A 26,952-nucleotide genomic window follows, 5' to 3' on the forward strand; every position below is an offset into this window, starting at 1 on the left:
GGAATCGAAGCATGGCGGAGTTACCCTTTCAGCACACCCAAGCGTTGAATGTAAGACAAAACCGTGCTTTGGCATTGGCTGCTGTCTTCCAAGCAACTCAGCTGACCCATATGACTGCGATGGCGGGACAGCAGAGTATTGGAGATAGTGGTAATTTTTATTTTGAACTACTGATTAAAGCCAGTCTTAATATTCGCCCAGCCACCAATAATGCCACTCAAACTTTAGATTTTTTTAATCAACTTGCAGATATCTCTCTTGGTTTAAAAACATTAGAAAGTTGTATAACTCAACCTTTTAATACTGCTCCTAAATCTCGTATTCCGAAAATGTCGACTGCTAAACTCCCAATGTCTTATGCAATGGCGTTATTGCAATTAGAAAAGAAAGTGTATAGCAATCCTGAATACGTCAAAATTATCGAAGCAGCTCAGCAAAAAATATTAAAACAGCTTTCATTTTTCGATAATAACTATTTGCACCCAAGTATTATTGCCAACCTCGCACAAACCTATGTTGAAACCGCAGGGCAAATCAATCCGCGCATTTTAGTCCGTGGTAATGCTGAAGCGTTTAAAGATATGAATCATACAAATCGAATCCGTGCTTGCCTTTTTACAGGTCTACAACTTGCGCATTTGTGGCGACAACTCGGTGGTAGTTCATGGAGTATGATCTTTAGTAAACGTAAGCTTTTACAAGATATTCAAGCTCTTGCTCGTTTGCAGTATCAGGTGGTATAAACCGATGCTAAGACGAATTTATTTTTATGTTTATTCCAAAATTAAGGAATCTGTATGAATGCTTTAACCGCACTCTCACCACTTGATGGACGTTATGCAAGCAAATGCGATGCGTTACGCCCTTTTTTGTCTGAGTTTGGTTTAATCCACGCTCGTGTTACGGTTGAAGTGCGTTGGTTACAAGCACTTGCTAATCGTGCAGAAATTATTGAAGTTCCTGCTTTTTCTGCTGAAACCAATGCAGCTTTGGATGCGATCGTAACAAACTTCTCTGAAGAAGATGCGAATCGTATTAAAGAAATTGAACGTACGACAAACCACGATGTAAAAGCAGTTGAATACTTCCTTAAAGAGAAAATTGCGAATATTGATGAGCTACAAAATGCCGGCGAATTTATTCACTTTGCATGTACCTCTGAAGACATCAACAACTTGTCTCATGCATTAATGCTTAAAAATGGTCGTGAAGTTCTTGTTACAAGCATGAAGCAAATTCTGAACGCAATTTCTGCTTTGGCAACAACGCATGCAGAACAGCCAATGTTATCCCGTACTCATGGTCAAACTGCTAGCCCAACAACTTTGGGTAAAGAAATGGCGAACGTTGCTTATCGTTTAGCGCGCCAAATCAAGCAATTTGAAAATGTTGAATTATTGGGCAAAATCAATGGTGCAGTAGGTAACTACAATGCTCACCTTTCTGCTTATCCAGAAATTGATTGGGCTGCACATGCACAAGCATTTGTTGAATCTTTAGGTCTAAGCTTCAACCCATACACCACTCAAATCGAGCCACATGATTACATGGCTGAATTGTTTGATGCATTACGTCGTTATAACACGATCTTGATCGACTTTAACCGTGATGTTTGGGGCTATATCTCTCTTGGTTACTTCAAGCAAAAATTAAAAGACGGTGAAGTTGGTTCTTCAACAATGCCTCATAAAGTAAACCCTATCGACTTCGAAAATTCAGAAGGTAACCTAGGTATTGCAAATGCGGTATTGGGTCACTTAGGTGAAAAACTTCCAGTTTCTCGTTGGCAGCGTGACTTAACTGACTCAACTGTTCTTCGTAACATGGGTGTTGGTTTTGCACAAAGCTTGATTGCTTTTGATGCTTGCTTAAAAGGTATTGGTAAACTTGAACTCAATGCTAACCGTTTAAATGAAGATTTAGACCAAGCACAAGAAGTTCTTGCTGAACCGATCCAAACAGTAATGCGTCGTTATAATGTTGAAAAACCTTACGAAAAACTAAAAGCACTTACTCGTGGTCAAGCAATGACACGTGAAATGATGGTGAACTTCGTTAATGGTGATGAACTTCTTCAAGTTCCAGCTGATGAACGTGCTCGTTTAGCAGAGCTTACTCCTGCTACATATACAGGTAATGCTGCTGAACAAGCAAAACAAATCAATGATTTGATAAGCAAAATCTAAGCTGATCATTCAGTCATAAAAAAGCAAAGCCTCGGCTTTGCTTTTTTTATGAGCCTGTAAATAATTCTGTGTAAATGCAGATTTAAAAATATCTCGTTACGCGCTCTACAAACATGATGCTAAAACGATTCATAGCAGCTTTCCAATTTTGGATAGGCATTGTCCATTTTTTGCTTGCTGCCATAATCGCTAAATATACCACTTTTCTCACTGAATCATCCGTTGGGAAGATTTTTCTTTTCTTCGTCACATGACGGATAACACTGTTCAGTGACTCAATTGCATTTGTCGTATAAATTGCTTTACGAACATCCATTGGGTAAGCAAAAAACGTGTTTAAATTCGATCAGTTGGATAACCATGACTTGCTGATTTGAGGGTATTTGTCATCCCACTTTTGCCCAAATTCATCTAAAGCCTGTAACGCTGCATCTTCCGTAACAGATTGATAAATCCTCTTTAAATCGGCAGTTACAGCCTTATATAGCTAAATACCAAATAAATCATTACAGTAATCTTTAAATAATTTATCAATATCTTTAACTCTAAACTTATTTCGAATCGCCTTGACTCGCGACCACCTTGCACGATATATCGTTCATCTATTGGATTTAAATCTGGACTATATCTAGGAAGCCACACAATGTAATGGCCTGCACAACGTACCAACTCCTGAAGTCTTTTCCCTTTGTGAAAGGTCGCATTGTCCATAATCAAAACACTGCTTTCTTTCAACTTAGGTAATAAATCCTGTTCAATCCAACATTCAAATACTTCTGTGTTCACTGAACAATTAAACACACCAACTGTCAGCAATCTATTTTCAATGATTGCACCGATCACATTACTGCAATTCTTCAACTGCCAATTAAATTTACCTTCAGCACGTGTTCCTTGGAGGCTATAACTATGAGTTCTGGTACTTTCACTTTGAAAACCACTTTCATCTATGTAAATCAGAGGTAATTTCCCTTCTAAGCACTCTATGAGATTTTGAAATTGCTGACGTTGATTTTGATCTGCTTTAGGATGCTTTAACGTCTTTTTTTACGGGATATTCCTGCGGCATGTAACGCATTAAATACCGCATGAGTACTTACTCCTAAACGTTCAGCTCGCTCATACTGATAATCATCAGGATATTGTTCAACATCCTTCAATATTTGCTCTCTGCTAATTTTAGCTGGACGCCCAGGAATAGGTTTGTTTGTAGTGGACTTTTTCCAGTTCTGAATTGTCTGTATACAGATGTTAAAATGCTGTGCTGCTTTTCGCACAGACATTTCATCTCGAATCATAATTTCTATGACTTTGTCTTTAAAATCTTTTGAATATCCCATATCTCTATTGTTCTATAGTTTTTAGGATTTGGCTATAGTCTTTCCAACTCACATATTTGAGATTATTGCATACCATGTGGATGATACACAACTGGATATGGGTATCAGGATAGACCATATTAATCGCATCAGGAAAGCCTTTTAAGCCATCTACACAGGCAATCAGAATATCCTTTAAACCACGATTTTTAAGTTCGGTCAGGACAGATAACCAAAATTTAGCACCTTCGTTTTCTGACATCCACATGCCTAATAGGTCTTTCTGTCCATCAGTATTGACGCCTAATGCGAGGTATACGGCCTTGTTTATAACTAAACTGTCCTGACGTACCTTAACGACGATACAATCCATATAATGAGCAGCACTGCTGCGCAAGGGATATAGAGCATCTAAAGGGCGGTTTTGCCATTCGATTACTTGCTCTTTGACCGCATCTGTAACTCTGGAAATGAGCATTGGTGATACATCTGCATCGTACATTTCTTTGAATGTGGCAACGATATCTCGTGTGGTCATTCCTTTGGCATATAGCGATAAAATTTGACTGTCCATTTGCGTGATACGAGTCTGGTTTTTCTTAATCAACTGTGGCTCAAATGTACCATCACGATCTCTAGGGGTATCGAGATCAAACTCACCATCATCAGTTAATAAACCCTTTGTGGTATAGCCATTACGTGCATTTTTGTTGATGCGAGAGCTATTTTTTTCATACCCTAAATGTTCAGTAAGCTCGGCATTAAGAACAGTCTCAACAGTGAGTTTTTTTAACGCTCGACTAAAATCATTGAGGTCAGCTTCAGTTTTTAGATTTTTGGCAAGCTCTTTTGCTAATGCCAACATTACTTCATCTTTCATAATAAACACCTTAGTTAACCCCAACAGCGTCAGGGCTTAGTTTAAGCGTTTACACAGTTTTATTTACAGACTCGATAGCGTCCATTTACGCGGTTTTCCCAAAGGTCATTCATTACACTCTACCGAACGTACAGATTATATTGTGACGAATGCAACAACGACTCGTACTCTTGATGAGATCAAAACAATCTGTGCAGTTGGCTGGCGTATTGAGCAGGTGCATCGGGAGTTAAAACAAACGAAAGGTATAGAACGTTGCCAGTGTCGCAAGGGTCAAAGTCAACGAAATCATATAGCCTGTTGTATATTGGTGTGGCATCGTTTTATCGCCTTAGCGAGAAAATGGGAAACGACGATTTATCAGTTAAAGCAAGGCTTACTCAGTTATTATATGCGAGAACAACTCAGAAAGCCTGAGATTGTGATGCTATTTTCTGGGCTATAGTGCATTAATTTTTTACTTTTATGCGTAAGTCCTAAGCTGCTGCTACAGGGCAAAATTTACCACTCTTAGCAACTGCATTAGCAACACCATAATCGATCAATATATAAAATCACCAACTTAAGACTAGGAAACCTATGTGTTCCCTAGTCTTTTTATATAAGTCAAAACAGGCTATGTATGCTTTGAGCAAAGATTTCTATACTTTTACTCAAACATCAAATTGAGAAAATAAAAAAGCCCTTGCAAATACAAGGGCTTTTTTATTTATTTGGCAGAGGATCAAGGACTCGAACCTTGACGAACGGTTTTGGAGACCGTCATGCTACCATTACACCAATCCTCTATAACTGCATGATCAATTCATTTCTGATTTAATCATAAAAGTAAGCTACTTACTTTTAAATTTGGTGGGGGCGAAGAGACTCGAACTCTTACACCTTGCGGCGCTGGAACCTAAATCCAGTGCGTCTACCAATTTCGCCACGCCCCCGATGGATGTGTATATTAGTGATAAACTTTCTTGCTGACAAGCCTTTTTTATAAAAAAACTATGCATCTGAAAGCTAATGCTTTTTTCGCATACAAATGAAAAAACTCTTGAAATAAAAAAAGGAACTTATTTAAAGTTCCTTTTGATATTTGGCAGAGGATCAAGGACTCGAACCTTGACGAACGGTTTTGGAGACCGTCATGCTACCATTACACCAATCCTCTATAACTCTATGATCAATTCATTTCTGATTTAATCATAAAAAAAGCAAGAAACTCTTGCTTTTTAAATTTGGTGGGGGCGAAGAGACTCGAACTCTTACACCTTGCGGCGCTGGAACCTAAATCCAGTGCGTCTACCAATTTCGCCACGCCCCCGATGGGTATGCATATTAGTGAGAAACATGCTCTATGACAAGTCTTTCTGACAAAAAACCCTACCAAATGCACATATAATATTCAAATCAAACATTTATGTTTATTTTTACAGCAAATCAATTGCATTCAAACAATTTTTTGCCTCTATTGCTGAGCTAAATCGCTGTTTTAGATGTTTCTGCAATAAGCCTGTTAATAAAGGCAAAAAACACCGCAATTCATCAGGTAATTTAATTTCTAATTTCTGGCAATGTAGGACAGCCCATTCATGGTAGTTTTTTGCAGTTAATTTGCTTTGGGATAACCACTCATAAACAATGATGCCAAAAGCATATAAATCAGTTTGTATTGTTTTTGGCTTCCCATGAAAAAGCTCAGGTGCCATATAATGAGGAGTTGCGGTTAAATTTTGGATTGGTTGTAATTGATAACTTTGTTCAAAATCAATGAGCCTGCATGAGTTTTCATATAATCGAAAATGCTCTGCTTTAAAATCGCCATGAACCCAACCTAATTGATGCATACGCTCAATTGCTTTTAGCGCAGTTAAAATTTTATAGCGAATGACTTGGATGCTATCCATAGCCTGAATAGGGCTAAAAAATACATTTGTAGCAACACTAAGCAACCCTACCCCAAACTGTGGAAAGTCATCGTCATTTTTAATATGACAAAGCGGTATAATTTGATGGGGTAATAAAAAATTCTGTCTAACTTCAGAGTTTTGTTGATAGAAACTTAATTCTCGCTCAAACGCTTGCTCTAAAACATCATGGCTATTGATTAAATGAAATTTAAGCCAATATTGTTGTTGCTCAATCTGGCAACGATATAAACGCCGCCCAAAAGCATAGCTTTCAGGTTTAGTACTTAAACTCAAATTATCCAGTTGAATATTTGAATCAAAGATCAACGTAGTAAAACTCATTCTGTTGCTTTTCTTGCTGCTTACGCAGTGATGTTAAACAATGCTCAATCGTTTTTCCAATCCGTGCATGAATTTCAATAGATGAAATCTTCGGCCATGTCGCTCGCTCTCCCTCTTGCTGCAAAACCTTAAAGAGTTTCGGACGTGGATTTTTAAGCATATAGCTATAATGTCTTAAACCATAGCGCGCAATAATATTTACATCGCCGTAATAACGCTGCCCTAAAATGCCATATCCATGATCTAAAACACGGCGAATCGGGAAAAAACTGCCCATATAATTACGTGTTAAATCCATAACTTCCAGAGCAAGCGATTTGCCTTGATGCCGAATAATTCGTTTAGGCCAGTTTAGAACATCGCGACGAAACCGTTCAGTATCACTTTGCATAAATGGCACGATATGCGGATTTACTTGGCTGGCAATGGTGTAATTTATATTATACAAACGAGCCATTTTTTCTTGTGGAAAATCACTACGCATACTCCCATCCACCCACTTGGTATTGGCCAAATAAGGTGTATGCTGACCATCGTAACGTTTACTGGTTAAGTGCACAGGCGGAAATAATACAGGTACAGCACAAGATGCTAAAACAGCACTCCACACCAAAACATTCGGCGCTGTGAGTGCATTCATAATCCGTGGGTTTTGTGCTGTGTTATACGGGGCAATTACAATATTAATATGTCGCTTTGACTGTTGATAGGCTTCTGCAAATGTCACATCACCCAAATTTTGCATCAGGAATTTTTTCAAATACATGACATCAGCAATACCACCATGACCTCGAATTAGCTCTGAAATTTTCCTGAATTGAAAAGCATCACTAAAAAAATGTTCGCCTTCGAGCAGTTCTGGAATTTTATCAGCCGAGGATACCCCCAACATGCCCGTCATGATCGCCCCTGCACTTGAACCAGACAGGACTCGAGGCATCAAATCTTGTTCGAGCAAAGCCTTACATACACCTGTATGAAATAAACCCAGTGTTGCACCACCAGAAAACATAAGGGCAGGTTGTCCATAGGCTCTTTGACATTCTTTAAAAAATTGAATTTTTTCTTTGAGTTGAAAAGTAATACATTCACTAGAAGCTAAATAGCGAAGACATTCACTCATTTCTTCAACATAGTTTTCGATAATTCTTTTCGTACCAATATAGGTTTGTGCAAATAACATTGGATGACCAATATTGGCGAAGTCATAAGATAAGCCTTCACGAAGAACATAAATTAAATCTAAAGTTCGATGTTGCATTCGATATTTTTTTAATAAGTTGTATCGTTTAGACAAAATTTCTGCATCAAAGTAAGGCGATTGATTGTCATATTTCCATGCTTCATGCCCCGCTTCTTCGTCCAGTTTTAGTGCAATTTCTTTCCATTCCGCATAAGAACTCGCATGTTGCAAGCTCTCTTTTAACATATCGATTCTATGCAATTGATATGTATTTCTTTTTTCTTGAGCTCTATTGAACATTAGCATTCCTATTTTTTCATTATATTCTTATCATCTCGCACTTATACAATGCAAAAAGCAGCACCAACAATCAAGGGTAAAATTGACCATTTGCAACATTTTTAATGATATTTTCTTCATTTCAGCTATAGCAATGATAGTATCCCTAATCATTAATCACTGAGTTTGGTTTGTGTTTATGGCTATTCTTGATTTACCCGAATCTATTCTTCAATCTTTATCTAGTGTTTTGACACAGTTACAACAAGTTCTCCCTGCACCTAAACAGCCAACAGATTTTTCTGCGATTGCTTTTCGATGGGAAAATCAACAACTAGTTGCAATTCAACAACCTAAAAAATTGTATTTAGAAGATCTAAAAGGAATTGAACGCCAGAAAGCTAAGATTATTCAAAATACTTTACAGTTTCTCAATGGCTTACCTGCCAATGATGTTTTACTTACAGGTTCACGTGGTACAGGGAAATCATCGATTGTTCGCGCCTTGCTTACAGAGTATTCAGCACAAGGTTTGCGTTTAATTGAAATTGAACGAGATGATCTTTCTGATTTACCTAAAATCCAAAAATTAATAGAACATCGCCCTGAAAAATTTATTGTTTATTGTGACGATCTTGCGTTTAACGCAGAAGATGAAAATTATCGTAGTTTAAAAAGTGTCTTGGATGGCTCACTTCAATCGGGTTCAAGTAATTTTATTATTTATGCAACCAGTAACCGCCGTCATTTACTACCTGAATTTATGCATGAAAATACGCCTGTGCGTAAAGTGGATGTTCCTCAATATACCGAGTTACATCCACAGGAAGCGATTGAGGAAAAAATTTCACTGTCTGATCGTTTTGGCATGTGGCTTTCCTTCTATCCAATGGATCAACAACTGTATTTAGAAATTGTCGAGCATTATATTGTTCAAGCAAATTTGGAATATAACGACATTGTTCGTGCTGAAAGTTTGAAATGGTGCCAAGCTCGTGGGCAGCGTTCAGGGCGTGCAGCTTACCAGTTCTCTAAACACTGGATTGGCTCGCAAAACCTTGAAAAATTGTCTAACAACGCTTAGGGAGATTGCCCTAAAAAGCTTTGGCTTTGTCCTTATTTCCGCTTAGCAAAGGCAATTGTTTTTCATAACCTAGTTTTTCCGTATGGAAAGAACGTAGGAAATCGGTTATGCAAGTGCATACAATTTCACGGGTGAATATCAAAACCAAAAAGTTCAAGGTCGTGGTTATCTTGAATATATTGATGTCGAAAATCAAAATGCGTTTAAAGATTAAAAGTCTTGAAATTGTATTAGTTCAGAATTGATGCAGAAAATAAATTTTCTCTGCATCAAACATACAGCTTAAATATTAATACTCTTTTGCTAACTTCTCTAAGGTTGTGAGCATTTTTCTCACCACACTTCTTTTATGATGCAGCATATTCTTAATATTGCTTGGATTAAAACCTGTCAATTTTGCAATACCACGACTGGTCATGTATTCACCCGTTTTCGCAAAGTGCTTTTCACTTAACTCGGTTTTCGCATTTGAGAATCGAACCGCCAGCTTATAATCACTAAACTCAGACCATGCGCCAGTCTTATATTCGTCCGCATCAAAGCTACCCTTCTGCTGAGTAGGTTTTTCACGCAGAATATTACTCAATCGATTAATAACAATCTTTTCTTCACTTTGCTCAATGATTTGATAAAGTTCAGTTTCTTCAAAAGGACGTCCTAAAGCGATGTCTTTTCTATATTGTTCAACGACCTTTTCTTTTGACTCGACCTTTTTCTCACCTTGTTGAGTGAGACAGAGAATCTTAAATAAAGACTCTAATCGGCCACATGTAAAAATATAAGAAATTTTCAACTTTTGTACTCCACAATGAGTTTTAGCTCATCAAAAAATAATTTATCCAATACTTCAAATACAATAGCGTAGGCAGTACGCGTTCGCTATGCATAAAATGAATGATTCAATTTTTTAAATAGAAGAATAGTCAGGTAAATATAAGAATCACCTAGATTTACCCACTGCCTAACAAGCAATAGAAAGATGAATTGTATTTTAGGTCGGTTGTAACTCAGTCATTGGCCATCTTGGTGTCGTCGTCACCGCCAAACCATCATGTTGCCCTGCTTTTAAACGTTGATAACCAGCAAAGGCAATCATTGCTCCATTATCTGTACATAAGGCAGGTTCAGCATAATAAACTTGCGCTTTGATCTTTTTCAAAGAGGTCTCTAATTGCTCACGTAAGCGAACATTCGCACTCACACCACCAGCAATCACCAGTCGCTTTAAACCAGTTTGCTTTAAAGCTTTCACGGATTTTTTAGCGAGTGTATCGACAACAGCTTCTTGAAAAGAAGCCGCCACATCGGCATCACGATTCTCTTCACCGAGCTTTTTCAATTGTACAGAAACTGCGGTTTTAAGACCGCTAAAAGAAAAATCTAAACCTTGATGTAATATTGGCCGTGGGAATTCAAATGCCTTGGCATCACCCTGTAACGCCAATTTCGCAATATTCGGCCCACCTGGATAAGGCAGTTTCATCATTTTTGCGACTTTATCGAAAGCTTCACCTGCTGCATCATCAATTGACTCACCGAGCAATTCGTATTGACCGATGCCATAGGCTGCCATGAGTTGAGTGTGTCCACCCGAAACCAATAAAGCCACAAATGGAAATTCCGGTGGCGTTTCCGAAAGCAATGGCGCAAGCATATGGCCTTCCATATGATGCACACCGATCGCAGGTTTATTAAATGCAAACGCCAAACTGCGACCAAATAAAGCCCCAGTCATCAGTGCACCCATCAATCCTGGACCACGGGTATAGGCAACAGCATCAATCTCTTGCTTTTTAACACCACTCTGCTCAAGCAATTGATTAATTAAAGGAATCATCTTACGAACATGATCACGTGAAGCCAATTCAGGAACGACACCGCCATATTCTGCATGCAGTTTGATTTGGCTATACAAAACCTGTCCACGTAAGCCGAGCTCGCTATCATAGAGTGCTAACCCAGTTTCATCACACGAAGTTTCTAAGCCCAAAACTATCATTAAACTGCCTTTACAACGATCAAAAATAATATCAGAGCTATTATAGACTTGTGATCTGAGTTGTAAATGAGTAAAATACTGACCTTCACTTGCGATCTAGTGTAATCGTGCATTAGATCTTATCCATAATCTTAGAGGATTTTACATGCCACAAGTTAAGTTGAAAGAAGGCGAACCAGTAGACGTAGCTATCCGTCGTTTCAAGCGTTCATGCGAAAAAGCGGGTGTTTTAGCTGACGTTCGTAAGCGCGAATTCTATGAGAAACCAACTCAAGAGCGTAAGCGTAAAAAAGCTGCTGCAGTTAAGCGTTATCAAAAGAAATTGACTCGCGAATCTGTACGTACTACTCGCCTTTACTAATTAATTTGTGATTGACTGCTGAAGAGACTATGAATACTTTAAAAAACCAAATTACTGACGTATTAAAAAACTCAATGCGTGCCAAAGATATGGCAACAGTAACGGTTATTCGTAGTGTACAAGCAGCAATTAAGCAAATCGAAGTCGATGAGCGCATAGAGCTTGACGATGCTCAGGTTCTTGCGGTCATTGAAAAGCAAATTAAACAACGTAAAGAATCGATCAAGGCCTTTTCTGGCGCTGGTCGAGATGATTTAGCTAGTAAGGAACAAGCCGAAGTTGAGGTTATTTCTCAATTTCTACCAGCCGCTATGACTGAGGAAGAACTTGATTCCATCATTGAGCAAACGATTGCTGCTCAAGAAGCTACTAGCATGAAAGATATGGGTAAGGTGATGAATTCTCTACGTCCGATCATAGCCGGGCGTGCCGATCCTGCACAAGTATCTGCTAAAATTAAAGCAAAATTAAGCTAATCTGCTTAATTTCCTCTATTTTATACAAATTATTCTATTTAAAAATTGGATTCATTAAATAATGAACCCAAGAGATTATTTTTACTTAAAATCACACTGAACATTATATTTCACTAGCATTTGCATCTCATTTGACTCAGTGACTTGTTTGATTACATCCTGTTTAGTCATATTTGCGTATTGTGGCGGCAAGGATGAGCGATTTTTTTCAATCGCATCTGACATATCCTGAATATAACGCTGATTAATACCACAATACTGAGCTTGCTGCTCAGGTGTGAACTGTGAAATCTGTGGATTAAGGCTACGTAAAAAACGACGAATATCCTGTGCATAGACACTACGAATTTTCTCAACCGAATTTACATATTGCTCAACTGATGCTGCTGAGCTAATCCCCACACTGCTTATCGCAAAAATAAAAACTAAAATTTCCTTCATAAATGTTCTAACTTCTCAGCGATTTTTTACGCAAATAATCTTATCTTAATTCAATAAAGTTTGGTTTGTGCTCAGTAAAAAATTCTTCTTTTGGTGCAGGAAGATTCCCATCTGTCACTGTTCCTAGGCGTAAACGAATCACATTAGGTAAATCTGTACGATATGAGTAAAGTGGGCTTGCGCAGTTTTGACAAAATACGCGTGCTTTATTCGGTGTGTGGAAATATTCTTTGAGCTGATCATGTCCTGACAGAATTTTAAATTGTGTTTCGTCAAGTGGGCTATTCCAACCAGCTATCGAACCTTGCGCCTGCTGACAATGACTACAATAGCATAAAATGCTGTTTTCAATTTCACCATAATATTGATACTGCACAGCACCACACAAACATTGTCCTTTGATCATTTTTATTTCTCTTAATTCTTGATAAAGATTAAATTTTCATACGGCGATCATCTTGCATTTGTTTTAAGCGAGAGTCAATTTTTGCTGACATGGCTAAATTTCCTTTGGCTAAACGCTGAGCGTGCAACATCGATTTAATCGCATTTTCTTCATATCCTGACCAATACTCAGCTTCAGCACGGTAACAAAGCACATTAATTGCTTGCAGCGGCGAACTTTTATCTAAGTTTGTTGCTTGTTGCAACAGTTGCCAACCTTCAATATCTCTCTGGTTTTTATGAATAAACCGTTGAACTAATGTTTGAGCTTGAGCAGCCTGTCCTTGCCGAATTAAAACTTCTGCAAGTTTGTAAGATAGCGCTCTATTTTCAGGCATCGTTTTTTGAATAAAATTTATACTACTATAAGCCTGATCAAATTTATTTTGCCCTAAGTAAATATCTGTTTGAATCAGTGGGACCAATACATGATATTTAAGCTTTGCTTTTACCAAATCTAGATTTGCTTGTGCCTGAGTATAATCACCACGTTCTAAATAAAACTTACTTAGCGCTAATTGTGCAGCTGTATTTTTTTGATTTGCAAAAGCTTGTAATTGAGTTTCTGTCGCTTGGTTTGAAATTACGAGCGTATATAACTTTAAAATCTCAAAATCAAGATCATATATTTTTGATTCTACTTTTGGGAGTTGGTTTGCTCGTAATCGGGCTTCACTCATTCGCTCTGTCGTTAGTGGATGAGTGAGCCAAAAATCAGGTAGAAAACTCACACGACTTGTTTCACGATGCATGGTTTCAAAATAATCTGCCATGCTTTGTGGGTTGTATCCAGCAGAATACATAAACTGCATACCGATACGGTCTGCTTCACGCTCTTGATTACGGCTATAACTGAGTTGCTTGTCCATCAACGCGGCTTGTGTGCCTAACATCACCGCTGACCCAACATCACCATCCGCTTTAGATGCGATTGCCGCACCCACAAGAATACCTGCAAGAGCAAGTAGCCCCTGTCCTTTAAATGCTTCTTGTGAACGACTGTAATGTCGCTGTGCAACGTGGGCGATCTCGTGTGCCATGACCCCTGCTATTTCATCCAAATTTTTTGCAGATGTAATTAAGCCTGTATTTAATGCAAACAAACCACCAGGCACTGCAAATGCGTTAATTTGTGGATCTTTTATAACCACTAAACCAATCGGTTGACCAAGCTGAGTCTGACTAAGAATACCTGAAAAAACCTGTAGAAATTGATCTTCTAACCACGCATCTTGTACTGTTGGCATCTGTCGATGAACTTCACGATAAACTTTTTCACCAATCAGTTTTTCTTTCTGTTGATCAAGCAAACCTATACCACTGCCAATTTCAGGTACTTCTGTTTGTCCAATTGTCTGTGTAGGCAAAAATATCTGAGTATGACTCAATTGAGTTGTGGCCAATAAACCACATGCAAGCAGCAGCGATCTCAAGTCGTTTCTCTATGATTCTAATAAAGAAATTTAATATAACATTAGAAAATGAAGATATTTGCAACGAAGTGTTATAAAAGGCAGGAAAATCCTGCCTTAGTTTATATTTTTGAAATCAACACTATTATTTCGTGTTTACATAACGTTGATCGACACTAAATTTCTCTGGAAACTTTGCATTAATCTCTGCATAAAAAGACATAATCTCAACCATATCTTTTTCATAATCTCCCGTAGGATAAACAATTTTTCCTACACCTGTTTTTTTCTTAGCATAATCCATATACGCCAATGCAATCGGTACGCCTGCGGTGGTTGCAACATGATAAAAACCAGTTTTCCACTGTTCTTGTTTGGCACGCGTCCCTTCTGGTGTCACTAACATCACTAATTTAGGATGTGTTTTGAACAAGTCACTCATGAGTTGAACCATACTCGGTCGCGCTTGTCCTTCTTGTTTCACGCTACGATCAATCCCAATACCACCCATTGCACGCACAAATGGACCAAATGGAAACTTCATATAACTATCTTTAATCGTAAGACGAACATTTACACCTAAAGCTTTTAATGCCAACCGTGCATATAAAGCATCCCAATTACTGGTATGTGGAGCTGCAATCATCACGCATTGATCAACATTCAAATCCCAATGATTATCCAGTTCCCAACCCATTAGATTTAAACTTTTTTCAGCCAATTTCTCAAACACAGACACCCCGAAGACAAAATTTCAAAAAGCGCAAGTGTACCAATATTAATCAATTTAAAAAGATAGACCCGCACAATAATGCAGCAATTGACTGATCAGCATTGTAAGCAATTATTCAAACTTTGGATTAACGAGATAACGAGGTGTTCTATCTTGTAGTGCGTCCACTAAATTTTGATAAGCAAGTTTCACCATTTTCTGACGCGTTTCAGTCGTTGCTGAGCCAATATGCGGCAAGGTTACTGCATTTGGCAACTCAAATAATGCTGAATTTTGCAGAGGTTCTTTGGCATAGACATCCAATCCAGCAGCAAAGATCTTATTTTGTTTTAATGCTTCGATTAAAGCGTTTTCATCGACTACAGAGCCACGCGCGATATTGACGAAGACAGCATGTTTTTGCATTAAGTCAAACTGTTCTGCGCCAATCAGTGCTTGGGATTCATGATTTAAATCGACAGCAACTACAATAAAATCAGACTGCTGCAATAACTGATCTAAGTCGCGATATTGTGCATTAAATGCTTGAGCCACCTCAATCTTTTCACGGCGGTTATGGTACAAAATATTCATATTAAAACCATAAAATCCACGACGGGCAATGGCAGCACCAATATTCCCTAAGCCAATAACCCCTAGCGTTTTACCAAAAACATCCATACCAAATTGTTCAGTAGATACCGTTCGTTTCCACTGGCCTTGTTTGGTCCATGCATCAAGGTATGGAACTTTGCGTGCGGCACTCAGCAACAAAGTAAAGGCAAGATCAGCCGTTGTTTCTGTCAAAACATATGGTGTATTAGCAAGCCAAATTTTCTTTTGATTAAGATAGTTAACATCATAATTATCATAACCAACAGACACTGTCGAAATGATTTTAAGTTTTTGGGCGGGTGCCAAATTACCTTCGTTTAACAGTCGTCCTGCGCCAATCATGGCATCAGCATCAACAACCTCTGTTCGAATCTGGTCGTTGATATCACCCAGTTTAGGATTAAGTACCACGACCCGATAATCTTGCTGTAACTGCGCTAAAACATCTTGATCTATTTGGCTGAATACAACAACTTTCTTCATGATTCGATTTCCGATCTTTATTGCATGAGCTGCCACAACCGTCTTTTTAATAAAGGTTGGGCTAACATTTCTTCTAAACTCGCTAAATATAAGATATTAGAATGCTGAATAAAGTCCAATTGACCTAAGCACAATATCTTTTTTTGTGTTGCGGTTGCATCCAGAAAACCTTGAATATACGAGGAGAATCCCCGACTTTCCTGAAAAGCAGCCAAAGGAAATGGCCATTTTAATTCAGCATACTGTCCTAATCTTGCCTTTTGAATATTTTGCCAAAGTTGGCTTTGAGCATCGCTGAGCTGACTGGTTTCTAATAAAATGGCGCAGTTTTCCAACACATACATTTGCAATTCAAAGGACCGAACCTGAGCAGTAATAACAATCTGTTCTTTTACATCAAGCGCTGCTTTAACAATAGGTTCTGTAACAACTTTCGTTTGCTGCGATACTTCAATTTCGGTGATCGGTGGCGTATGTGCAGATGTTGCTGGAATATCTTCTAAAATCGGTGCAACTTCAAATGTACGTTCTGTAGACTCAGAAACGTCATCAATTAATTGATCTCGCCATAGACTTGGTGCAGTGTTTTTTTGACATACAACTTCCCGAGGAATCCAAACATCTATTCCCAAAGCTGCTAGCCTGTTTCTCTGCTGCCCAATCATCTTACCTACTCATTTTGGTTATTCACGGTAATTTGCGATACCGTAAGTTGAGTAGTCTAACATAAACCGATCTCGTCAAAATGGCTTCCTTTTGTTCAATCAAATCCATACAAATTCAATTCATTATTTAAAAGATACGCTTATCTTTAATTTCGGGAAATATTTAATAAGAATAGATAATTTTTCATTCATCTATTTTCTACATTTTTATTAAAATACTTCAATAAATCATTAGGGTCTTACTTTGTTAAATTCAAACGTTCTCAAGGAAAAATAATAAGTTTCAAGGTTAATATTGAAAAATATAAGCTGTACCATTAATACTTTAGAGAACCCTCAGAAGCTCATCCCACTTGGTCAAATAACTCGGTGATTTATGGTTTTGATTCATACGCCACGCCCGCCCATGCGGCGTAATCAATCGTCCTAGTGTCATACAATCCCGACCAAATCTTTTATTAATCTCATCAAAAGCGATCGAAAGATTTTTTCGAGCAATCAGTTTATTGGTGTCATGGAATAAATCTACTGCATGGCTATGTTGAGGGATAATATCCAACAAAATCACTTCTGCTTTTTTATAACGATGACCAGCTTGATAAATTCGATCAAGCCCCTGTAACACAGCTTTGATAATTTCTAAACGATCATCGCTATAGTCGGATAGATACATCACTGTATAGGGACGATAATATTGATATTTGTCAAAACGATTGGTACGAATGCTAACGCCAATAGCTTTGCACAGTAAGTTTTGCTTTCGCAAACGCTCAATAGCACGTAAGCTAAATTCAGTTAAAGCGCCACTCAGGCTAGTTTTATCCTCAATCGGCTGACCAAAGGAACGGCTACTTAACACCTGTCGTGGATCTGTCACAACATCTTCAATTTCTAAGCAAGCCATGCCTTGTAATTCTTTAACCGTATTTTCCATGACCACAGAAAAATACTTACCTAACATTTTAGGATCAGCTTGAACCAAATCCATCACTGAGTAGATATTCATTTTTTCCAAGCGCTGACGAATCTTTCGTCCAACACCCCATACCTCACCTACAGGCATCTGCTGCAACAAGTCTTCAATCACGCATGGGTCTTCAGCAACGATATTACAGACACTATCAAAACAGGCGTGTGTCTTGGCTAGATTATTGGCCAGTTTGGCTTGAGTCTTGGAATAACCAATGCCGATGCAACATGGCAAACCCAACCAGTTTTTCACCGTATCTAAAATTTGATGTGCATATTCAGTTAAATCATGACTATGCTGATAGGCAGTCAACTCCAAAAAGCATTCATCAATCGAATAAACTTCCTGTTCAGAGGGATCTACAAAGTTGCCTAATATGTTCATAAAACGACGCGACATTTCCGCATATAAAGCATAATTACTGGAAAAGACCTGCACTTGATGCTGACGAATAATATCTTCGATTTGAAAGAATGGCACAGCCATACGAATGCCGAGCTTTTTTGCTTCATAAGAGCGGGAAACCACACAGCCATCGTTATTAGATAGAACCACCACAGGACGCTTTTCTAACTTTGGATTGAACACGCGCTCGCAACTGACATAACAGTTATTCACATCAATTAAAGCAAAAATACGTTGTGGTAGGCTCATTGGCTTACCTCATTGGCTTCAAGTTATACGTCACCACACCCCAGATCTGTAACTCTTGCCCGTCTGTGATATAGATATTTTGGTAATCTGGATTTTCAGCTTTTAACCATACCTTTGGAGGGCTGAAATGATGATCAATCATCAAACGTTTGACAGTAAAATCATTGTCAATCAAAGCAATCACTATATCCCCAGACTTCGCTGAAAGACTACGATCCACCACTAATGGATCATCAATATCAATCCCTGCGTCCAACATCGACAGTGAATTGGCTTTGACAATGAAAGTCGAGTTTTCGTTACGAATTAAAAATTCATTTAAATCGAGTGATTGCTCAACATAATCTTGCGCAGGTGATGGAAAACCCGCTGCAACTCGTTCGGTTGCTAGTGGAATATGATAAATTCGGTCATTCTTTGCTTGCACATTTTGGATTTTCATTTGAGCAGTCAAATCTGTACGAGTATCGGTTTTGACATTATTCAGTAACCAATTTTTGATGAAATCAACTTGAGATTCGGGAACACGGATGACTTTGGTTGGCTCACTGAATTGTGCTTTACGTCCTGCATTACTTCGGGCACCACCATGCTCAAATTCATTTTTTTTGGACATAATTCCTCCTTACCCAAGTTTAAAATACTTACAAATAATTTAACTTGAAAAAGTTACAAATTCAAGTTGACGTACAATTAATTTTGCATAACAATGAATTTAATAGATCAAATTTTGGCTTGTTTAACTAAGACAAGGATGTGAAACAAGCTGATATTAACTTTTAAAATCAATGATTTAAAAAGTAAATTTATTTTTAAAAACTTAAATCATTGATCTAATTCAAGAATATATTTGATCTGTTAGCAGTAGATTTTACTCAAAAGATTTTTGATGTGGAGACATGAAAAATGAACAATCGACGTGATGCTATTCTAGGTTATGCTGACGAACAACATGCTTTCTTTATTCGTCTCATCGAGAACAACACTGTATTAGGTGAGAGCTATGGACTATTTTGTGACAACCAAAATAGTGAAGCAGCGGAAAGTATTATGACTACCCTTTTTCTAAAAAAATCTTTTTGGCTCAATGGCTCTGAGTTTAATGACATTGTTAAAGGGCTTAACCCAATTCATTGAGATCACATAACACTGGGCGAATTCAAACATGAGGTGCGACAGTTTCAAAAGTTTTATGATAATCAACAAGTTGAGCAAACTTCTTTAATAGTGTAAGCCAATCTAACGCTTTTCTAGGACGAGTATTCAGTGACATGGCAACTTGATTTAAATCACTTTTGTTGCTCTCAAATAAAGCCCACTTATTTGAATCTCATAAGTGGGTCTTTTTTATCGTATTGAAAATAGAAGATTGAGGTCAGATAAATCTTTTGTCATTCACAGGTGCAACTAACTTATAAATCTTTCCATCTATATCACTTTCAAAAAGTAAATCGATATTTGGAAAAATGATATTCCCTTCTACTTCAATATGCTCAACTCGTTTAAAAAAAGGAATATCTTGGTCTTCTAAATCATTGAGCTGTGCCACAACAATCGATTCATTTTCTTCTTGATCTTTAATAATTACCGTAATCTTATCCATAATACTTCTTCTCAAAATATTGTTGATAGGACTATGGGAAATTTTCTATCGATTGTCGACTAATAGCTTGTAACAAGACTTATAACTATTATATTTTTATTTTTTAGACGACTAAGTGGTTGAAATTAAGCACTGGTTAGAAATTTCTTTAATATTAAACTAACCATACAGTTACAATATTATTTAAAAATATTTCAGAAAATTTTATATTTTTAATCCTTTTATCAATTCATGATTTAAAAAATAAATTCTAAAAAAATTTCCTGTTTGCATGGCTTTGTTGCACAAACATTCAAAGACTAAACTTGTCCCAAGTTATCCAAATTTAAGTGACTACTTGGGTGTGAGGTCGGCCCAACTCCGTAAATTTATTTAATACTGCCACACCTGCATGAATCTCATTGACTTGGTTATCAAAACGCCTTGCACTAAGCCTATCACCCAATAATTTGATGCAGTGCATCTTGGTTTCTACCAAACTTCGGCGATGATAGTTTGACCATTTTTCTCCATAGTGTCCTGCCTAGATGCAGCCCATCGCTACTTTTTTGGTAGCTGATTGCAATATCAATATGCTTTTGTCTTCTACAAACGGAATAGAGATTTAATCATCAGACAACATTGGATAGCAGCATCAGAATAGGTTTGATTTCGACCATGCTTGCCTTTTGGTTGAGCGTACCATTTAGTTTTGGGATCAAACCAAATAGAGATATTTCCTCGATTTATTAATGCTCTGTTATAAGAAGGCCAATTGGTTGTACGATAGATTTTAGATGTGGACTTATTCATTTGAGAAATGAAATGTTGACTAAGCCTTTAACGGTAGGTTTGTGCAACAAAGCCGGTTTAAAATAAGATCTCACACACTATTGGCTCAATTCCTAGATATAAAAGCTATACTTTTTCTTAGATGATATCCTGTTGACTCCCTATCAGTTAGACAATTAGACTTTCTATAGTTTAATTTATTCAAAAATTTAAGGACTTAATACGCATGAACAGCGCTGAAATCATGGCTGACTTATCTTCTCACACACCTATGATGCAGCAATATCTCAAAGTCAAAACAGACTATCAACATGCATTGCTGTTCTATCGTATGGGTGACTTTTATGAACTATTCTTTGAAGATGCGCATTTAGCAGCCAAACTACTCGGCATTACGCTGACTCATCGCGGTAAAGCGAGTGGGCAACCGATTCCAATGGCTGGTGTGCCTTATCATTCAGCCGAAGGCTACCTTGCCCGCTTAGTTAAATCTGGTCGCACAGTTGCAATTTGTGAGCAAGTTGGTGAAGGCGAGAACGCAGGTTCTCGCGGTAAAGCACCTATGGAACGTAAAGTAGTTCGTATTCTAACACCAGGTACTTTGACTGATGATGCATTACTTAGCAGTTATCAGTCTTCAAATCTGGTTGCTTTATGTATTCAACAAAATCAAATTGGGTTTGCATTACTTGATTTGAGTGCGGGTATTTTTAAAGTTCAACAACAAAACTATAAGCCAGAACAATTGGCGATTGAGCTAGCTCGTTTAATGCCTAGCGAGATTCTCATTGATGAAGATCTGATCGATCAAAATATTATTGAACAAATTAAAAAGAATTTAGATTGCCCAATTACTAAACGTCCAAATGTTGATTTTAATTTAAATAATGCACAAAAAACTTTGTGTGACCAGTTCTCAGTTTCAACTTTATCAGGCTTTGGTCTAGATCCACTCCCTTTGGCAAAAGCTGCAGCCGCAGCATTAATTCATTATGCCAAAGAAACACAAAAAACGGCTTTACCACATATTCGTTCTATTCAAATTGAGCAAAGCACTGACTTTATTGCACTTGATCCAATTACACGGCGTAATTTAGAAATTATTGATCCGTTATTTGAACATGGCACATCTTTATTCCAACTGATTAATGACTGCCAAACCGCAATGGGTGGCCGTTTACTCAGTCGAACGCTTATGCAACCGATTCGTGATACTGCCATATTAGATGCTCGCTTAGATGCCTCAGAGCAATTATTAAAAGGCTACCATGAATCTCCTGTACGTTTAGTGCTCAAAGAAATTGGTGATATCGAACGTGTATTGAGTCGTGTTGCTTTGGGCAGTGCACGTCCACGCGATTTAGTTCAACTGCGTCAAGCATGTGCACAAATTCCATTTTTACGGCATGCTTTAGCGCCTGTGCTAAAAAACCAACAATCTCAATTATTAAATCAGTTGGATAATCAATTAGGTGATTTCAAAAGTCTACATCAACATTTAATGGCGGCAATTGTTGAAAATCCGCCAGTATTATTACGCGATGGTAATGTGATTGCTGAAGGTTATGATGATGAACTGGATGAATTACGTAAAATTCGCGATCATGCAGGGCAATTTTTAATTGATTTAGAAATTAAAGAACGCCAACGTACTGGAATCAATACACTTAAAATTGGTTATAATCGTATCAGTGGTTATTATATTGAGTTGACACGCGTTCAGGCCGAGCAAGCACCAGCCGATTATATACGTCGTCAAACACTCAAAAATGCGGAACGTTATATCACGCCTGAACTAAAAAGCTTTGAAGATAAAGTCCTTTCAAGTGAATCACGCGCGCTTGCCCGTGAAAAGCTTTTGTTTGAATCCTTATTAGATGAGCTTCGCCAAAATATTGCTCAACTACAAATGATGAGCGCAGCAATTGCGCATATTGATGTACTGGCAAATTTTGCACATCAAGCCAGATTAAATAATTGGACAAGACCTGAATTTACGGCTGAAACCAGCATCAAAATTCAAGCTGGTCGCCATCCCGTTGTTGAAGCTTTAAATAAAGCACCATTTACACCGAATGATACGACTCTAGACCCACAACATCGTATGGCGATTATTACGGGTCCAAATATGGGCGGTAAATCGACATTTATGCGTCAGACCGCATTAATCAGTTTACTTGCTTACTGTGGTAGTTTCGTTCCCGCAAAATCGGCAAAACTAGGTTCAATTGATCGTATCTTTACCCGTATCGGTTCTGCGGATGATTTGTCGACAGGTAAATCTACTTTTATGGTGGAAATGACTGAAACCTCACAGATTTTACATCATGCTACAAGTCAATCTTTGGTTTTGATGGATGAAGTTGGTCGTGGTACGAGTACTTATGATGGCCTCTCTTTAGCTTGGGCATGTGTACTTGATTTGACGAAGCGTGTGAAATGTCTATGTCTGTTTGCAACACACTACTTTGAGTTAACCGAACTGGGTGGTGAAGTTGGTATTGATAATTATCATGTGACAGCACAAGAACTGAATGGTAATTTAATTTTATTGCACAAAGTACAACACGGTCCTGCAAGCCAAAGCCACGGCTTACAAGTTGCAAAACTGGCAGGTATTCCAGCAAGTGTAATTAAAGAAGCACAGAAACGTTTGAAAATTCTGGAAAAGCAACAGCATCAACATTTGCAAAATACAGTTCAAAATGATTTATTCAGTTCACTTGAGCATGAAATTGAAACTCAAGTTGTTGAGAAAATTGTTGAAGTGGAAGCTCAATCCCCTGCGCTTGAATTGTTAGATAAAATTGATGTGGATGATCTAACACCACGTCAAGCACTTGAACAGCTTTATCAGCTCAAAGCCTTATTCAAATCTAGCCAAGCACTCGAAAATTAAGATTAAATCATCAGCTTTGGCCCTAGGTCAGAGCTGATTTCTCTAGTTGTAAGATCGCAATTATATTTGTGCGCTCATTTTGCATCATGTAATGCAAGGAGAAATTCGACAATTCATTAAGTTATTGAGACTTATTATCAATAAAAGTCATATAAATAAGCCCATTTCATTGATACGAATAATAAATATCAATAAAAGGAATTGTTTCTATCGGTATTTTTTGCCTAAAATACGCTATGCAAAATGAAAACCATATTTTTTAGGTAGCTGCCGCCATGACCTTTGTTGTCACAGAAAACTGTATTAAATGTAAATATCAAGACTGTGTTGAAGTTTGCCCTGTAGATTGCTTCTATGAAGGTCCAAACTTTCTTGTCATCAATCCAGATGAATGTATTGACTGTGCATTGTGTGAACCTGAATGTCCAGCAAATGCGATTTTCTCTGAAGATGAGCTACCTGAAGGTCAAGAAGCGTTTATTGAGCTGAATGCTGAACTCTCTGAAAAATGGGCAGGTAATAACATCACTCAAATTGGTGAACAACCTGCTGATCGTGAAGAATGGAATGGCAAGCCAAATAAATTGCAATATTTAGAAAAATAATCATAGAAAAGACCAGTATTAACTGGTCTTTTTTTATACTCGAATCACACATTTCTTTGCAATTGCACCATTATTTGTGCGTTATTTTGCATTAAAATAATTCATCTATCACTTATAGATTGTGAACTGCTTTTTTATGATGCGAAATAAATTACAGGGTCTCTTATCATTTTGTATCATCCCTGTGATGATGGTCGGTTGTGTCAGTTCAGCCACTAAAGTGAATCAAAATCAAGATAAAAGAATTTACATTCCTCAAGAACAAGTTACTTTTACCCGCCCCATTCCCAATAAGGTTGAACCTGCATCTTACCGTATCTGGCTCAATCAGGGCGAGAACTATGCACGTGTGCGTGAATATGAACAGTTTTTAACACGCAACAATGTGGCGCATATTATTCCAAGTTTTGAATTATTACGTACCGCTAGAGATTGGCAAAAATGTGGTCGCTCAGAATATATGGTACCAAATCGTGAGCTATGGAATAATTCACTTTCAACCTTACGGGTCTTTAAATATTTAATTGCTGCTAAGATTTTAACTGATTTCGAAGTCACTTCTGTTTACCGCGATCTACCTTTAAATCAATGTGCAGGTGGTGCGGGTTCTTCTAAGCATTTGTTCAATTCAGCAATCGACTTCCGTATCGGGCCTGAAGTTCCACAACCGCAAGACTATGCATATATTGAACAGACCAAATTTAAACTATGCCAATTTTGGATCCAGCATGGGCAGAGTTTAAATCTTGGAATAGGCTTGTACAGCTCTGGCCAAATTCATATCGATACGCAAGGTTATCGAACTTGGGGGCCTGACCTCACCCGAAATAGTTCAATGTGTAACTTCTAATAAACGATAATTTAAATCGATAAGAGATCTAAACGGTCTCTTTTTTATTTCAATGATAGTGATTAATTCAGTAATCAAATTGCACTCTAAGCATAAATGTTTAAAATGCAGCTAACAGATTCATAGGTAAACTTGATTATGCAACAGATGTGGACCGACATTGATGACTATATCAATTCACATTTAATTCCCACAGACCCAAGACTTCAACATGCATTAGACAACACCGATACTCAGGGGTTTTCTAATCATTTGGCTGTTGCGCCTAATCAAGGCATGTTTTTGCAAATGTTGATTCAGATGAACCAATGCAAACGGGTACTGGAACTGGGAACTTTTGGTGCCTACAGTACTATTTGGCTTGCAAAAGCATTACCTGAAGATGGCTATCTACTCACGGTAGAAGGTCGAGATACTCACGCCATTATTGCTCAGGAAAATATCGATTTTGCCAATATGCCAACCAATATCGAGCTCAAGAAAGGTCGTGGTGCAGATATTATGAAGCAACTCATTGCTGAAGGCAGTGAACCCTTTGATTTGATTTTTATTGATGCCGATAAACAAAGTTATCGTGAATATTTTGAATTAAGTTTAAAGCTTTCTCACTCAGGTACGATTATTGTACTTGATAACGTCATTCGTGCAGGTGCAATCTTAGATGAGAATAATAAGAAGCCTAGTATTGAAGGCATTCGTGAAGCATTCTCAGCATTAAAAGATCATCCTCAACTGCTCTCTTGCACTGCTCTACAAACAGTAGGATCTAAAGGGCATGATGGTTTTGCAATTGCAATCGTAAAATAGAGATCAAAAAACAATCTAAAAAAATTATTTATTCAATATCAATAGATTATATTTATCTACAATGCTTTTCCATATAGTTATCCACAGTAATTGCGGATAACTATATTGAAGAAAATGAATCACTTAGCAACGAGCAAAGGTACATTGGCATTTCGGAAGATGGTTGTAGTAATGCTACCCAAAAAAAATTGATGGATTTTACTGTGGCTGAAAGCACCTAAAACAATGAGTTGAATATCATGTTCTCGTTGATATTCAAGAATATTTTGGGCAACATCCCCGTATCGATAAATGGGTATAACATCTAAACCCACATCTTTTAAATATTTTTCTGGCTCTGCCAGCATTTCTGGATGATCACCGACATAAAGCAAATGACATTGTAACTTTTTCAATAAATCACTTTGTGCTATACGTTGCAGCATTTTTTGACAGGTCGGTGAATATTCATAAGCAAAGATAAAACGTCTTGGTGCTTCAAAATGCTCTCCCACAGTAATCACTGTACAGTTTGCACCACGAATAAAGTTTTCCACGTTACTGCCAATTGGCTTATTCTTCTCGGCCGCCCGTTCACCCACACGCCCGATAATGACAACATCATTCTCTTTTAAAATATTAAAGCTCTGTTCAAGAAAATCGCCTTTTTCCTGAATCTTGGTACTGGTTAAACCATATTGTTTTTCGATCAGCTCAGAAATATGTTTCAGTAAGTTATTACTGTAGTCGAGTGCGAGTTCACTTTGCTTTTGCTCAAGCTCGGCCAGCTCCTTGAGCAACATGGCATTACTTTCAAAACCAATGACACCGCTGATTTCACCTAAATGATAGCTTGCTGGATAATAGTCCAGAATTTGCAACAATACTAATTCTCTTTGCGTTTGCTTCGCCACCCATGCGGCTGCTTCAGCGACAGCCTCGATACAGGGTGAAGAATCAATACATGCAATGACACGGTTCATGTTCGCCTCTCTTTAGGTTTAACACCTTAGGTCTTGTACTTGTTTTTAACTT

27 protein-coding genes, 4 tRNA genes and 5 pseudogenes are annotated in these 26,952 nt (G+C 37.8%); 12 read left to right on the forward strand and 24 right to left on the reverse strand.

The features are described 5' to 3' along the window. The first annotated feature begins 11 nt into the window (after positions 1-11). Together hflD and purB are read left to right on the forward strand one after the other, a co-directional pair. A complete protein-coding gene (gene hflD / locus M5121_RS10345; protein ID WP_004757947.1) occupies positions 12-743 on the forward strand; it encodes a high frequency lysogenization protein HflD in 732 nt (243 codons plus the stop codon). 54 nt (positions 744-797) lie between these two features. After that, the gene (gene purB / locus M5121_RS10350) at positions 798-2,186 is read left to right on the forward strand and encodes an adenylosuccinate lyase (protein WP_249571133.1); all 1,389 of its coding nucleotides are present in this window, start codon (positions 798-800) and stop codon (positions 2,184-2,186) included. 82 nt (positions 2,187-2,268) lie between these two features. Here purB and M5121_RS10355 read toward each other — a convergent pair. The 4 genes and pseudogenes from M5121_RS10355 to M5121_RS10370 form a co-directional block, all read right to left on the reverse strand. After that, a pseudogene (locus tag M5121_RS10355) lies at positions 2,269-2,670 on the reverse strand (transposase); the annotation flags it as partial. Continuing rightward, positions 2,658-3,173 (reverse strand): transposase, encoded by a 516-nt coding sequence (locus tag M5121_RS10360; RefSeq protein WP_349628959.1) that lies wholly within the window; start codon positions 3,171-3,173, stop codon positions 2,658-2,660. The gene M5121_RS10360 and the pseudogene M5121_RS10355, both read right to left, overlap by 13 nt. 47 nt (positions 3,174-3,220) lie before the next feature. Further along, a complete protein-coding gene (locus M5121_RS10365; protein WP_087547287.1) occupies positions 3,221-3,526 on the reverse strand; it encodes an IS630 transposase-related protein in 306 nt (101 codons plus the stop codon). Between the two features lie 7 nt (positions 3,527-3,533). Next, positions 3,534-4,385: pseudogene (locus M5121_RS10370) on the reverse strand (IS256 family transposase); the annotation flags it as partial. Between the two features lie 61 nt (positions 4,386-4,446). On the opposite strand from M5121_RS10370, the gene M5121_RS10375 reads away from it, so the two are divergent. Further along, a complete protein-coding gene (locus M5121_RS10375) occupies positions 4,447-4,830 on the forward strand; it encodes a transposase (protein ID WP_143225213.1) in 384 nt (127 codons plus the stop codon). Between the two features lie 269 nt (positions 4,831-5,099). Here M5121_RS10375 and M5121_RS10380 read toward each other — a convergent pair. The 6 genes from M5121_RS10380 to M5121_RS10405 all read right to left on the reverse strand — a co-directional run bounded on the left by M5121_RS10380 (position 5,100) and on the right by M5121_RS10405 (position 8,108). Further along, positions 5,100-5,173 (reverse strand) — tRNA-Trp (locus M5121_RS10380). Positions 5,174-5,235: 62 nt separating this feature from the next. Further along, positions 5,236-5,320: transfer RNA gene (locus M5121_RS10385), tRNA-Leu, on the reverse strand. 150 nt (positions 5,321-5,470) lie between these two features. Beyond that, a tRNA-Trp gene (locus M5121_RS10390) sits at positions 5,471-5,544 on the reverse strand. Between the two features lie 68 nt (positions 5,545-5,612). Beyond that, a tRNA-Leu gene (locus M5121_RS10395) sits at positions 5,613-5,697 on the reverse strand. 106 nt (positions 5,698-5,803) lie between these two features. Continuing rightward, complete coding sequence (locus M5121_RS10400) at positions 5,804-6,625, reverse strand: protein kinase domain-containing protein (protein WP_249571134.1); 822 nt, start codon at positions 6,623-6,625, stop codon at positions 5,804-5,806. Further along, on the reverse strand, positions 6,600-8,108 hold the full coding sequence (locus M5121_RS10405) for a DUF3336 domain-containing protein (protein WP_005159295.1): 1,509 nt from the start codon (positions 8,106-8,108) through the stop codon (positions 6,600-6,602). Before M5121_RS10405 ends, M5121_RS10400 begins: the two co-directional genes overlap by 26 nt. A 178-nt stretch (positions 8,109-8,286) precedes the next feature. Here M5121_RS10405 and M5121_RS10410 point away from each other — a divergent pair, with 178 nt between their 5' ends. Then, positions 8,287-9,171, forward strand: coding sequence for an ATP-binding protein (locus tag M5121_RS10410; protein WP_087537144.1), 885 nt, complete (start codon positions 8,287-8,289; stop codon positions 9,169-9,171). Positions 9,172-9,271: 100 nt separating this feature from the next. Continuing rightward, positions 9,272-9,385: pseudogene (locus tag M5121_RS15925) on the forward strand (DUF6670 family protein); the annotation flags it as partial. Between the two features lie 75 nt (positions 9,386-9,460). Here M5121_RS15925 and M5121_RS10415 read toward each other — a convergent pair. Together M5121_RS10415 and tsaD are read right to left on the reverse strand one after the other, a co-directional pair. Further along, the gene (locus tag M5121_RS10415) at positions 9,461-9,964 is read right to left on the reverse strand and encodes a hypothetical protein (protein ID WP_004662957.1); all 504 of its coding nucleotides are present in this window, start codon (positions 9,962-9,964) and stop codon (positions 9,461-9,463) included. A 198-nt stretch (positions 9,965-10,162) separates the two neighbouring features. Further along, positions 10,163-11,170, reverse strand: a complete 1,008-nt coding sequence (tsaD, locus tag M5121_RS10420; protein WP_249571135.1) for a tRNA (adenosine(37)-N6)-threonylcarbamoyltransferase complex transferase subunit TsaD — start codon at positions 11,168-11,170, stop codon at positions 10,163-10,165. Between the two features lie 145 nt (positions 11,171-11,315). Here tsaD and rpsU point away from each other — a divergent pair, with 145 nt between their 5' ends. Beyond that, a complete protein-coding gene (gene rpsU / locus M5121_RS10425; RefSeq protein WP_004652785.1) occupies positions 11,316-11,531 on the forward strand; it encodes a 30S ribosomal protein S21 in 216 nt (71 codons plus the stop codon). A 29-nt stretch (positions 11,532-11,560) separates the two neighbouring features. After that, positions 11,561-12,007: a GatB/YqeY domain-containing protein gene (locus M5121_RS10430; RefSeq protein WP_249571136.1), complete on the forward strand. Its 447-nt coding sequence runs from the start codon at positions 11,561-11,563 to the stop codon at positions 12,005-12,007. 81 nt (positions 12,008-12,088) lie between these two features. Here the strand turns inward: M5121_RS10430 and M5121_RS10435 are convergent, their stop codons facing one another. The 8 genes from M5121_RS10435 to M5121_RS10470 form a co-directional block, all read right to left on the reverse strand. Then, positions 12,089-12,448 (reverse strand): hypothetical protein, encoded by a 360-nt coding sequence (locus M5121_RS10435; RefSeq protein ID WP_249571137.1) that lies wholly within the window; start codon positions 12,446-12,448, stop codon positions 12,089-12,091. A 40-nt stretch (positions 12,449-12,488) separates the two neighbouring features. Beyond that, a complete protein-coding gene (locus M5121_RS10440) occupies positions 12,489-12,854 on the reverse strand; it encodes a GFA family protein (RefSeq protein WP_004662964.1) in 366 nt (121 codons plus the stop codon). Between the two features lie 28 nt (positions 12,855-12,882). After that, on the reverse strand, positions 12,883-14,325 hold the full coding sequence (locus M5121_RS10445; RefSeq protein WP_502798279.1) for a M48 family metalloprotease: 1,443 nt from the start codon (positions 14,323-14,325) through the stop codon (positions 12,883-12,885). Positions 14,326-14,449: 124 nt separating this feature from the next. Beyond that, a complete protein-coding gene (locus M5121_RS10450) occupies positions 14,450-15,037 on the reverse strand; it encodes a 1-acyl-sn-glycerol-3-phosphate acyltransferase (RefSeq protein WP_004662966.1) in 588 nt (195 codons plus the stop codon). 111 nt (positions 15,038-15,148) lie between these two features. Continuing rightward, a complete protein-coding gene (locus M5121_RS10455) occupies positions 15,149-16,114 on the reverse strand; it encodes a 2-hydroxyacid dehydrogenase (RefSeq protein ID WP_249571138.1) in 966 nt (321 codons plus the stop codon). A gap of 17 nt (positions 16,115-16,131) precedes the next feature. After that, on the reverse strand, positions 16,132-16,779 hold the full coding sequence (locus tag M5121_RS10460; protein ID WP_249571139.1) for a hypothetical protein: 648 nt from the start codon (positions 16,777-16,779) through the stop codon (positions 16,132-16,134). A gap of 325 nt (positions 16,780-17,104) precedes the next feature. Then, the gene (locus M5121_RS10465) at positions 17,105-18,403 is read right to left on the reverse strand and encodes a Y-family DNA polymerase (protein WP_249571140.1); all 1,299 of its coding nucleotides are present in this window, start codon (positions 18,401-18,403) and stop codon (positions 17,105-17,107) included. Positions 18,404-18,407: 4 nt separating this feature from the next. After that, positions 18,408-19,019 (reverse strand): LexA family protein, encoded by a 612-nt coding sequence (locus M5121_RS10470; RefSeq protein ID WP_005159261.1) that lies wholly within the window; start codon positions 19,017-19,019, stop codon positions 18,408-18,410. 290 nt (positions 19,020-19,309) lie between these two features. On the opposite strand from M5121_RS10470, the gene M5121_RS10475 reads away from it, so the two are divergent. Next, positions 19,310-19,540, forward strand: coding sequence for a hypothetical protein (locus M5121_RS10475; RefSeq protein ID WP_004662971.1), 231 nt, complete (start codon positions 19,310-19,312; stop codon positions 19,538-19,540). Positions 19,541-19,562: 22 nt separating this feature from the next. On the opposite strand, the pseudogene M5121_RS10480 reads toward M5121_RS10475, so the two are convergent. The 3 genes and pseudogenes from M5121_RS10480 to M5121_RS10490 form a co-directional block, all read right to left on the reverse strand. After that, positions 19,563-19,694 (reverse strand): annotated as a pseudogene (locus M5121_RS10480) (IS30 family transposase); the annotation flags it as partial. Positions 19,695-19,778: 84 nt separating this feature from the next. Continuing rightward, on the reverse strand, positions 19,779-20,006 hold the full coding sequence (locus tag M5121_RS10485) for a hypothetical protein (RefSeq protein ID WP_004662973.1): 228 nt from the start codon (positions 20,004-20,006) through the stop codon (positions 19,779-19,781). Between the two features lie 325 nt (positions 20,007-20,331). After that, positions 20,332-20,798 (reverse strand): annotated as a pseudogene (locus M5121_RS10490) (transposase). Positions 20,799-21,003: 205 nt separating this feature from the next. Between M5121_RS10490 and mutS the strand changes: the two are divergent. The 4 genes from mutS to M5121_RS10510 all read left to right on the forward strand — a co-directional run bounded on the left by mutS (position 21,004) and on the right by M5121_RS10510 (position 25,938). Continuing rightward, positions 21,004-23,676, forward strand: a complete 2,673-nt coding sequence (gene mutS, locus M5121_RS10495) for a DNA mismatch repair protein MutS (RefSeq protein WP_249571141.1) — start codon at positions 21,004-21,006, stop codon at positions 23,674-23,676. Between the two features lie 275 nt (positions 23,677-23,951). Next, positions 23,952-24,281 carry a ferredoxin FdxA gene (gene fdxA, locus M5121_RS10500; protein WP_004663008.1) on the forward strand — a complete coding sequence of 110 codons (330 nt, stop codon included), beginning with the start codon at positions 23,952-23,954 and terminating at the stop codon, positions 24,279-24,281. Between the two features lie 136 nt (positions 24,282-24,417). Then, on the forward strand, positions 24,418-25,131 hold the full coding sequence (locus tag M5121_RS10505) for a D-Ala-D-Ala carboxypeptidase family metallohydrolase (RefSeq protein WP_249571142.1): 714 nt from the start codon (positions 24,418-24,420) through the stop codon (positions 25,129-25,131). Positions 25,132-25,269: 138 nt separating this feature from the next. Continuing rightward, entirely contained in the window at positions 25,270-25,938 is a 669-nt protein-coding gene (locus M5121_RS10510; RefSeq protein ID WP_249571143.1) for an O-methyltransferase, read from the forward strand. Between the two features lie 119 nt (positions 25,939-26,057). Here M5121_RS10510 and M5121_RS10515 read toward each other — a convergent pair whose 3' ends face one another. Next, positions 26,058-26,900: a universal stress protein gene (locus tag M5121_RS10515; RefSeq protein WP_249571144.1), complete on the reverse strand. Its 843-nt coding sequence runs from the start codon at positions 26,898-26,900 to the stop codon at positions 26,058-26,060. Between the last annotated feature and the right edge of the window lie 52 nt (positions 26,901-26,952).

It is taken from the genome of Acinetobacter sp. ANC5681 (genome assembly GCF_023488045.1).
Lineage (GTDB): Bacteria > Pseudomonadota > Gammaproteobacteria > Pseudomonadales > Moraxellaceae > Acinetobacter.